This is a genomic window from Nonomuraea sp. NPDC050691 (genome assembly GCF_040654455.1).
Classification (GTDB): Bacteria; Actinomycetota; Actinomycetes; order Streptosporangiales; family Streptosporangiaceae; genus Nonomuraea.
Map to the genome: position 1 here is coordinate 1 of NZ_JBFAIA010000242.1, position 10074 is coordinate 10074.

Annotated in this window: 6 protein-coding genes; 5 read left to right on the top strand and 1 reads right to left on the bottom strand. The window is 72.6% G+C overall.

Features of this window, described 5'->3' with window-relative positions; genetic code table 11:
• Nucleotides 1–1233: 1233 nt before the first annotated feature.
• Complete coding sequence (locus AB0H81_RS41405; RefSeq protein ID WP_358386906.1) at nt 1234–2556, bottom strand: lysine 2,3-aminomutase; 1323 nt, start codon at nt 2554–2556, stop codon at nt 1234–1236.
• Nucleotides 2557–2726: 170 nt separating this feature from the next.
• Between AB0H81_RS41405 and AB0H81_RS41410 the strand changes: the two genes are divergently transcribed.
• From AB0H81_RS41410 to AB0H81_RS41430, 5 genes are all read left to right on the top strand, one after another.
• Nucleotides 2727–3284: a DUF1707 domain-containing protein gene (locus AB0H81_RS41410; protein WP_358386908.1), complete on the top strand. Its 558-nt coding sequence runs from the start codon at nt 2727–2729 to the stop codon at nt 3282–3284.
• A 138-nt stretch (nt 3285–3422) separates the two neighbouring features.
• A complete protein-coding gene (gene plsX, locus AB0H81_RS41415; protein ID WP_358386911.1) occupies nt 3423–4442 on the top strand; it encodes a phosphate acyltransferase PlsX in 1020 nt (339 codons plus the stop codon).
• Between the two features lie 40 nt (nt 4443–4482).
• Nucleotides 4483–6819, top strand: coding sequence for an HAD-IC family P-type ATPase (locus tag AB0H81_RS41420; protein WP_358386914.1), 2337 nt, complete (start codon nt 4483–4485; stop codon nt 6817–6819).
• Nucleotides 6816–8543, top strand: coding sequence for an arginine--tRNA ligase (argS, locus tag AB0H81_RS41425; protein ID WP_358386917.1), 1728 nt, complete (start codon nt 6816–6818; stop codon nt 8541–8543). The genes AB0H81_RS41420 and argS overlap by 4 nt, the downstream gene beginning before the upstream one ends.
• Nucleotides 8544–8651: 108 nt before the next feature.
• Nucleotides 8652–9983 (top strand): hypothetical protein, encoded by a 1332-nt coding sequence (locus AB0H81_RS41430; RefSeq protein ID WP_358386920.1) that lies wholly within the window; start codon nt 8652–8654, stop codon nt 9981–9983.
• Nucleotides 9984–10074: the final 91 nt, after the last annotated feature.

The following is a 10074-nucleotide window of genomic DNA, read 5'->3' on the forward strand; positions in this document are numbered from 1 at the left end:
TGTCGTCCCCCTTGGTGCCGGGCGCCATCGTGCGGTGCATGGGCACGGACCCGCGCAGCGCGAACACCGGGCGGCCGTTGACCTCCATCAGCACCAGGACGGCTCGGCTGGACGTAGCGGCGCTCCCAGTTCGCGCGGGACTCGCGGGGGTGGCGGGATCCGCGCCGGCCCGTGCCACCGTCCCGGGAAGCCGCGGCCCTCCGGCCCGTACCGGCCCTCCGTCCGTTGCGGCGGCCGTCCCGGTCGGCGACGGCCGCGTTCGTCACGCCGCCACGGCGTCCGCCCACCCGGGCGCTCTCCGCCCCGTCGCCGCGCGGACCCGCCGACACGGGCCGGTCGATGCCCGGCGCCGCCGGCCGCGGCGTCCGGTCCACCGGCAGACCGGCACCGAGCGTACGAGCCCCCGGAACCTCGGCACCGGACACCCCCGTGCCCGGCGCGACCGGAGCCACCGGGGCGACGGCGTTGACAGGCGTGCCCGCCTCCGCGCCCGGCGTCCCGGCTCCCGGCACGTCGGTCACCGGCATCCCGGCGACCGGCATCCCTGCGACCGGAGACGCCACGTCCGGCGCGCCGGGCCCGGTCGTGAGCGGTCTGGTGGAACGATGCACCTGCGCGTGGGCCGGCGGGACGGTGAGGGCCGCCGCCAGCCCGAGTGACGCGACGGCGACAGCCGTCCTGACTACACGATTCATGATTGCCTTCCCGGCTCGTGATCGATCGCTCTCGCATTGCGGAGGAGACACGACTCGACAACCCCCCGAAAGCCGAGACGAGCACGCGGTGGGCACCACACGCGGCACGCCGCCCGGCTGAGCTACTGAACGTAGTTGTACCACCACGATGGGTGGCGCGCGGGGCTAGTCAACGGCCCTTTAAGAGGCCGGGGAGGACCGGGATGAGATCAAGGGGCGGCGGGGCGAATGGGCGGCATGTCGGGACACGAGAGTGGGGCATTCCCGGCATTCGCCACCCGGTCTCGGCGCACGCCGACGGCCCGCGGACGACGCCCGGTGAGGACGAATGCCGCGGGCCGGGCGCACAGATTTTCCGGTAGCCGGATGCTCGCTTGACCGCCCACACCGGAGGGGCGCACCCGCCGGCACCAGAACAGGCCGGACGTCATCCACACCCGCCGACGCGGAACGTCATGTGCCCCCTCCGGTGCCGGACCGGCACGGACGCCGTCCGCGTCCGCCGCCCGGAAGGGGCACGCGCGTCATCCGGGACCGCTCAGACGGTCACCAGAGCCTCTTCGGCCGCGGGCTCGAACGGGAACCGGTCGGCGAAGGCCGGGCGCAGGTCGCTCAGCCACACCGCCGTGGGGTCGTAGCGCGCGAAGAACGGCCGCCCGACGAGGGACGGGTCGCGGGCCTGGATGAGGTGGAGCACGAAGACCCGCTCGCCGGCGATCTCCGTGACCCCGTCGACGCACACCTTGCCGGGCGTGGCCGACATGGACGGCCCGCGCACGGTGCGGCAGAGCCCGGAGACCGACGCGTACGCGTCCCTGAAGACCTCGTGGGCCCGCGCGAGCGGCACCGCGAAGTAGTCCTGCGGTCCCGTGTCGCGCTCGACGAACATGTAGTACGGGATCATCCCCATCCGCAGCTGGCGGCGCCACATGTTCGACCACAGCGCCGGGTCGTCGTTGATGGAGCGGATCAGCGGCGCCTGCGTCCGGATGGTCGCGCCGGTGCCGAGGATGCGCCGGACCGCGGCCTCGACCAGCGGCGGCTCCAGTTCGCGCGGGTGGGTGAAGTGGGCCATGAAGGCGAGGTTCTTGCCGGCGGCCACCACCTGCTCGAACAGCTCCAGCGTGGAGTCCGCGTCGGGGTCGGTGGTGAAGCGCTGCGGCCAGTACGCGAGCGACTTGGTGCCGATGCGGACCGATTCGAGCTGGTCCAGGGCGAGCAGCGGCTCCAGGTAGCGCCGGAGCACCGGCTCGCCCATGATCATGGCGTCGCCGCCGGTGATGAGGACGCTGGTGACCTCGGGGTGCCGGCGGATGTAGCGCACCATCTGGTCGACGTCGTCGGAGGCGAACTTGAGGTCGGCGTCGCCGACGAACTGCGCCCAACGGAAGCAGTACGTGCAGTAGGCGTGGCAGGTCTGGCCCTGCTTGGGGAAGATCAGGACGGTCTCGGGGTACTTGTGCTGGAGTCCCGGCACCGGCTCGCTCCCCAGCCGGGGAACGTTCAGCTCCATCTGACCGGCGGGGTGCGGGTTGAGGCGGGCGCGGACCCGGTTGGCCTCGGCGAGGAGCTCGGCGGCCGGCGCCTCGGCCTTGAGCAGGTCGGCGAGCCGGGCGACGTCGGTGGCGGGCAGCATGTCCGCCTGGGGGAAGACCAGTCTGTACAGGGGGTCGTCGGGCGCGGCCGACCAGTCGATGAGCTCGTCCACGACGTACGCGTTGGTGCGGAACGGGAGCACCGTGGCCACGGCGCGCACCTTCAGCCGTTCGTCGTCGTCGAGCCCTGCCCGGAGAAGGAGGTCGTCGAGATGCTTGGACGTGTACGCCCGGAAGCGTCGCGTGCCGGCCTGGTTCAAGATCACTAGGCGTTTCCCCTCGTTTTTTGTTCGCTCGGCGTAAACCTCAAGCCTCTGTCGCGCGTCTATGGCTCTTATATCCGGACGTTGCTAACCCAGGATTCGGTTCCGCCGAGTTGCGAATGGATTTCAGCGCGAATCTCGCGACATATCGCGTTCGGAGCTACACTGGCCGCGTGACCCTCGATCCCGCGCTGCGCGCCTCCGACACCGACCGCGACCGCGTGGCCGCCGTGCTGGGCGAGGCACTCGCCACCGGCCGGCTCACCAGCGTCGAGCACGCCGACCGCCTCGAGACCGCCTACTCGGCCAAGACGGTCGGCGAGCTCGTCCCCCTGACCAGGGACCTGCCGGACGTGACCGGCTCCCGCCCGCCCGAGACCGTCGAGCAGCAGACGATCCGCTCCACGTTCAGCAAGATCATCCGGAAGGGGCGCTGGGTCGCGTCCCGGCACACCACGCTGGCCGTGACCTTCGGCGCGATGATCATCGACCTGTCCGAGGCCGTCCTGCCCGGCCGCGAGGTCACCCTGGAGTGCGACGCCCGCTTCGCCAAGCTCATCGTCCGCGTCCCCGACAACGCCCACGTCATCGACGAGGGCGGCTCCACGTTCGGCAAGCGTGACGTGACCGGCGGCTCGGCCGGCGACGGCCCGCTCATCCGCATCACCGGGGTGTCGATGTTCTCCAAGGTGATCGTGTCCCGCGGCGTCACCGACTGGAACCTGCGCTGACCCAGGTCGGCCTCTCCCGGCGGGTCGGCCGCCGGCCCCACCGGCTAGCCTGGCAGACGTCCCGCCTGCGACGCGGTTTGGCCGAGCCCGCGTTCGGCAAGCCTCCCGGCGGGCACGCAGCCCGTACGAGGTGACCCAGTGTCCGACAGCAAGCCGATCGCGCTCGACGCCATGGGCGGCGACCACGCCCCCCACGAGATCGTCGCGGGAGCGGTGCACGCCGTGCGCGAGCGCGGCCTGGAGGTCGTGCTGGTCGGGCCCCCGCGGATCCTGTACGAGGCCCTCGCCGACCACGACGCCACCAAGGAGATCCCCATCGTGCGGGCCGAGGAGGTCCTCGCGATGGACGAGGGCGCCCTGGCCAGCCTGCGCCGCCCCCGTTCGAGCATCGCCATCGCCTGCCATCTCGTACGCCGGGGCGACGCCTCGGCCGTGGTGTCGGCGGGTTCGACCGCCGGCATCGTCGCCACCGGCAGGCTCCGCCTCAAGCCCCAGCAGGGCGTCCTGCGGCCCGCGATCGCCGTCGCCCTGCCCACCCGCCCCCATCCGACGCTGCTCGTGGACGCCGGGGCCAACTCCGACGCCAAGCCCGAGATGCTGGTGCAGTTCGCCCACCTCGGCACGGCGTACGCGGAGCTGGCCCACGGCCTCACCGAGCCGAAGGTCGGCCTGCTGACCATCGGCGCCGAGGCCGAGAAGGGCAACAAGCTGGTCAAACGCGCCAACGAGCTGCTCCAGAACGCCCCCGGCCTGCGCTTCACCGGCAACGTCGAGGGCCACGACCTGCTCACCGGCGCCGTCGACGTGATCACCGCCGACGGCTTCACCGGCAACGTGGCGCTCAAGACCATGGAGGGCGCCGTCCGCTACGCCTTCCACCAGCTCGGCGAGGCGATCAGCGAGAGCCCGGCCGCCCGGGTCGGCGCGTTCCTGCAACGCTCGCGCATCCGCGAGCTGCGCCACCGCCTCGACGCGGAGGCGCACGGCGGCGCCGTCCTGCTCGGCCTCAACGGCACCGTGGTCATCGCGCACGGCTCGTCCAGGGCCCCGGGCGTCAGCGCCGCCTGCGCGCTCGCCGCGGACCTGTCGGCCGGCGGCATCGTGGCCCGCATCGGCGACCGGATCGCCGCCGCTCCCCGATCACACAGGCTCTGGTGAACCCGTAGTCTTTGCCGCATCCACACGAACCGGGGGACGCGTGCAAGGGCTCACCGCGGCACAGGCCGCCCAGGCGAAGCGGAACATCGTGCCGCGCCGGTCGAGCCGGTCCTTCGGCGCCATCATCAGGGCCAACGTCTTCACGCTGTTCAACCTGGTCATCGGCGTGCTCTGGGCGCTCATCCTGATCTTCGGGCAGTGGCAGGACGGCCTGTTCGGCCTGGTCATCGTGGCCAACGCGCTGATCGGCATCGTCCAGGAGTGGCGCGCCAAGCGCACCCTCGACCGCCTGGCCGTCATCAACGAGGCGCCCGTCAGGGTCCGCCGCGACGGCCGCGACCAGGAGATCCACCCGCAGGACGTGGTGCTCGGCGACCTCATCCTGCTCGGCTCCGGCGACCGGTTGCTCGTGGACGGCGAGGTCGTCGAGTCCGACGGGCTGGAGATCGACGAGTCTCTGCTGACCGGCGAGGCCGACCCGGTGCACAAGCGGCCCGGCGACCGGGTGCTGTCGGGCAGCTTCGCCGTCGCCGGCTCCGGCGCGTTCGTCGCCACCCACGTCGGCACCGACGCCTACGCCGTGCGCCTCGCGGAGGAGGCCAGCAAGTTCCACCTCGCCCACTCCGAGCTGCGCGAGGGCATCGCCAACTTCATCAAGTACGTCACCTGGCTGGTCGTCCCGATCGGCGCGCTGCTGATCTACAGCCAGCTGCGCAACTCCGCCGACTTCGGCACCGCCATCACCGGCGCGGTCGCCGGCATCGTCACCATGATCCCCGAGGGTCTGGTGCTGATGACCTCCATCGCCTTCGCCGTCGGCGTCGTACGGCTGGGCCGCCGCAAGTGCCTGGTCCAGGAGCTGCCCGCGATCGAGGGCCTGGCCCGGGTGGACGTGCTCTGCCTGGACAAGACCGGCACCCTCACGGCGGGCGGCATGGACCTCGACGAGGTGCTGCCGATCGGCGACGGGCAGGGCGACGGTCAGAGCGGCCGAGCGACCGTGGACGAGGCGCTGGCCGCCCTGGCCAACCTCGACCAGCGGCCCAACGCCACCGCCCAGGCCGTGCAGGTGCGCTATCCCGCGATGCCCGCCGGGTGGGCGGCCACGGCCAGCGTGCCGTTCTCCTCGGCGCGCAAGTGGAGCGGCGCCGACTTCGGCGAGCGCGGCGCGTGGCTGCTCGGCGCACCGGACGTCCTGCTCGACGGCGGCGACGGCTACGAGCGGGCCGCCACGCTCGCCTCCACCGGCGCCCGCGTGCTCGCGCTCTGCCGCACCGGCGACCTGGCCGCCGCCGAGCGGGGCGACCCGGACACGGGCGTCGAATGCGTCGCGCTCGTCACGCTCAAGCAGCGCATCCGCCCCGACGCCCACGAGACCCTCGGCTACTTCGCCCGCCAGGGCGTCGCCGTCAAGGTCATCTCGGGCGACAACCCCGAGGCCGTCTCCGCCATCGCCACCGGCCTCGGCATCCCCGACGGGCACCGGGCCGTCGACGCCCGCACCCTGCCGGAGGACGACCCCGACAAGCTCGCCGACATGCTGGCCGCCAACACCGTCTTCGGCCGGGTCACCCCGCGGCAGAAGCGGCAGTTCGTCGGCGCGCTCCAGTCCCGCGGCCACACCGTCGCCATGACCGGCGACGGCGTCAACGACGTGCTCGCGCTCAAGGACGCCGACCTCGGCATCGCGATGGGCGCGGGCAGCCCCGCCACCAAGGCCGTCGCCCAGGTGGTGCTGCTCGACAACGCCTTCGCCACGCTCCCCCACGTGGTCGGCGAGGGCCGCCGGGTGCTGGCCAACATCGAGCGCGTCTCCAACCTGTTCCTCACCAAGACCTTCTACGCGATAGCGCTGTCGCTGGCGACCGGCGTCCTGGGGCTCATGTTCCCGTTCGCGCCCCGGCACTCCACGCTGGTCAACGCGCTGACCATCGGCATCCCCGCGTTCTTCCTCGCCCTCGCCCCCACGCTGGAGCGGTCGCGGCCCGGGTTCGTGCCCCGGGTGCTGCGCTTCGCCGTACCGGCCGGGGTGCTCTGCGCGGCGGCGATGCTGCTGTCGTTCTGGGCCGCGCACAGCGGAACCTCCACCCTGAACGAGGACCGCACCTCCGCGGTGATCACCCTGTTCCTGACGACCTGGTGGGTGCTGATCCTCATCGCCCGGCCCCTCACCTGGCTGCGGGTGGGCCTGGTCGCCGCCATGGCGGTGCTGTTCGCCGGGGCGCTGTCCATACCGTTCGTCCGCGAGTTCTTCGCCCTGGAGCCCGGCGACATCAGCAACGACCTGACCGCCGTCGGCATCGCCGTGGTGGCCTCCGCGGCGATCACCCTCGCGATCAGCGTCACGGTCAGGCTCGCCGGTACCCTTAGACCATGACCGACCCGCAAATGGTGCTCACCGAGCGCGTCCAGCAGGCGCTGGCCGCGGCGTTCGGCGCCGAGCACGCCGACGCAGACCCGCTGATCCGGCCGTCCCAGTTCGCCGACTTCCAGGCGAACGTCGCGATGAGCCTGGCCAAGCGCCTGCGACGGTCCCCGCGGGAGGTCGCCGAGGCCCTCGCCGCCGAGCTGGCCGACTTCCCCGGCACGGTCGAGGTCAGCGGCCCCGGGTTCCTCAACATCACGCTCGACGACACGTGGATCGCCGGCGAGGCCGGCCGCATGCTGGAGGACCCGCGGCGCGGCGTCGGCACGGTCACGCCCGCGCAGACCGTCGTGATCGACTACTCCGCGCCCAACGCGGCCAAGGAGATGCACGTCGGCCACCTGCGCACCACGATCGTCGGCGACTCGCTGGCCCGGGTCCACGAGCACCTCGGCAACACCGTCATCCGGCAGAACCACCTGGGCGACTGGGGCACGCCGTTCGGCATGCTCATCGAGCACCTGCTCGACATCGGCGAGGAGGCCGCGGTCGCGCAGCTCGAAGCCGGCATGGGCACCGAGTACTACCAGGCCGCGCGGCAGAAGTTCGACGGCGACGAGACGTTCAAGACCCGCTCGCGCGCGCGGGTGACCACGCTCCAGTCGGGCGACCCCGAGACGCTGCGGCTCTGGCACGTCTTCATGGACGCCACGGTCCGCTACTTCAACAAGGTCTACGGCCTGCTCGGCGTCACCCTGACCGACGCCGACATCGCCGGCGAGAGCATGTACAACCCCATGCTCCAGAAGACCTGCGACGACCTTGAGGCCGCCGGGGTCGCGGTGCTGAGCGAGGGCGCGCTCTGCCTGTTCCCGCCCGGCTTCACCGGCTCCGACGACAAGCCGCTGCCGCTCATCATCCGCAAGAGCGACGGCGGCTACGGCTACGCCTCCACGGACATGGCGGCCATCCGCTACCGCGTGCACGACCTCAAGGCCGACCGCATCCTCTACGTCGTGGGCGCCGACCAGGCCCTGCACTTCCGCATGGTGTTCGCCGCCGCGCGGCAGGCGGGCTGGCTGCCCGACACCGTCTCGGCCGAGCACGTCCAGATCGGCATGATGCTCGGCAAGGACGGCCGTCGCTTCAAGACCCGCTCCGGCGAGTCGGTCAAGCTGACGGACCTGCTGCAGGAGGCGGTCGACCGCGCCTCCGTGGTCATCGCCGACCGCGACTACGACGAGGAGACGCGCGCCGAGATCGCCCGGGCCGTGGGCATGGGCGCGGTCAAGTACGCCGACCTGTCGATCAGCCACGACAGCGAGTACGTCTTCGACTTCGACCGCATGCTCGGCCTGACCGGCAACACGGCCCCGTACCTCCAGTACGCCCAGGCCCGCATCCGGTCCATCTTCCGCAGGGGCGGGGTCGACCCGGCCGACGCCACCGGCCCGATCGTCCTCGGCCACCCGGCCGAGCGGGCGCTGGCACTCCAGCTCCTCGGGTTCGGGGCCGCCGTCGAGAAGGTGGCCGAGTCGACCGAGCCGCACCGGCTGTGCGCGTTCATCTACGCCACCGCCACCGCCTTCACCACCTTCTTCGAGGAGTGCCCGGTGCTGAAGGAGGGCGTCGACGCCGACACGCGCGCCTCGCGGCTGGCGCTGTGCGCCCTGACCCTCAGCGTGCTGGAGACCGGGCTCGGCCTGCTGGGCGTCCCGGTCCCCGAGCGCATGTGACAGTCGTCGTACCGATCGACGTGGGCGCGCCTCCGCAGGGTTGGCGCGCCCCCCGGTTACGCTTTACGCGGTCATGAACCGAGGCCGAAATTGGGGGAGTTCTCTGCCTTGAGCACGGACCTGACTGCCGGCCCCCAAGCCGCGGCGGAGCTGAGACGCTACGCCGAAGCGCTGCTGGCTCACCTGGCCGCCAACGGCACCGCACCCCCCACCGCGCCGGGCTTCGCCGACATCCCGGGCAACTGGCTGCCGCCGGCCGTCCAGGCGCTGGTGGCGATCCTCGCCGGCGAAGACCCGTTGGAGCCGCTGAGCAGGGCCGCCGGCCGCGACCAGCAGCGCACGGCGCTGTTCCTCTGCCTGGCCCTGGCCGTCGCGGGCCACGGCAGCCGCATCCACGCCTCGTGGCTCGGCACCGCCTTCGGCGACCTGTCCATCGAGCAGCCGGTCACCCACGGGCAGCGCTCCCTCTGGCTGGCCGCCGCCCGGGGCGCCTTCGGCCCCGCCGGCAAGATCTTCGTGCTGCGCAAGCTCGACGCGCTGGCCGTGCCCGACCATGCCGACCACCGGCAGTGGGTGCAGGCGCTCGTGCCCGGCGAGCCGGCCGTGGTCGTGCCCGTGTCGCTGGTCGACTTCCCCGAGATGGCGGAAATCCCGGAGCTGGCGCGGCCCGCGCAGGCCGCCGCCCGGCTGGCGCGGCTGCGCGCCCGCTGCACCGAGATCACCTCGGCCCGGCAGGCCGACCACGACGCCGCGACCCCGCTCACCAACAACGCCGCCAGCCCCGTCACCTCGTGGGCCGAGGACGAGCCGCTCGCCGTGCTCCGCTCCCTCATCGGACTGGGCGGCCCCGCGGGGCCCATGGCGTCGCTGACCACCCACCTGCTCGACGACCTGCGCCCCGGCGCCGACCCCCACCTCGCGGCGATCGCGCTGCACGTGGCCGCGCCCGTGCTGCGCGGGGTCGCCGAGGAACTGGAGACCGACAGCCGCCTGGAGCCGCCCGAGACGGTCACGGTGCCGCTGCTCGGCCACCCCATCGTGCTGCGCCCCGAGGGGGCCGACCCGGCGTCCATGGCCGCGGCGGAAGCCGCCATCGCGGCCGAGGGCACACTGCCGCGCCGCCGCCCGTGGGAGGCCGTCGCCCTGATCATCGCCGGCGTCGGCTGCGTGCTGGGGGCCCTGAAGCTCGGATGGCCGCTCGTCATGCTGGGGGTGGCCCTCATGGGGCTGGCTGGGTGGCGGCTGTGGCGGCGCCGCGCCGCCATCGAGTCGGACGCCCGGTACGTGACCGCGCGCATCGCCGAGCTCAAGGAACTGGCTGACGGGGCCGTCTGGGCGTTGCACGCGTACGCGCGCGAGGCGGAGGCACGAGCCAAGCAGGCCGCCGACGACTCGGCCGAGCTGACCCGGCTGATCCGTCGCGGCCCGCGCGCCGCCTAGGAGCTGTTTCTTAGATCTGCTGACGGCCTCTGTCTGGCTTGCCACTCTTGGCGTATGGGTCGTGGTGATCTGACGAATGCCGAGTGGGAGC

What these genes read in the sequence shown, in the direction of transcription:
- argS (WP_358386917.1), top strand. Translation starts at nt 6,816, where the DNA reads ATGACCGACCCGCAAATGGTGCTCACCGAGCGCGTCCAGCAGGCGCTG.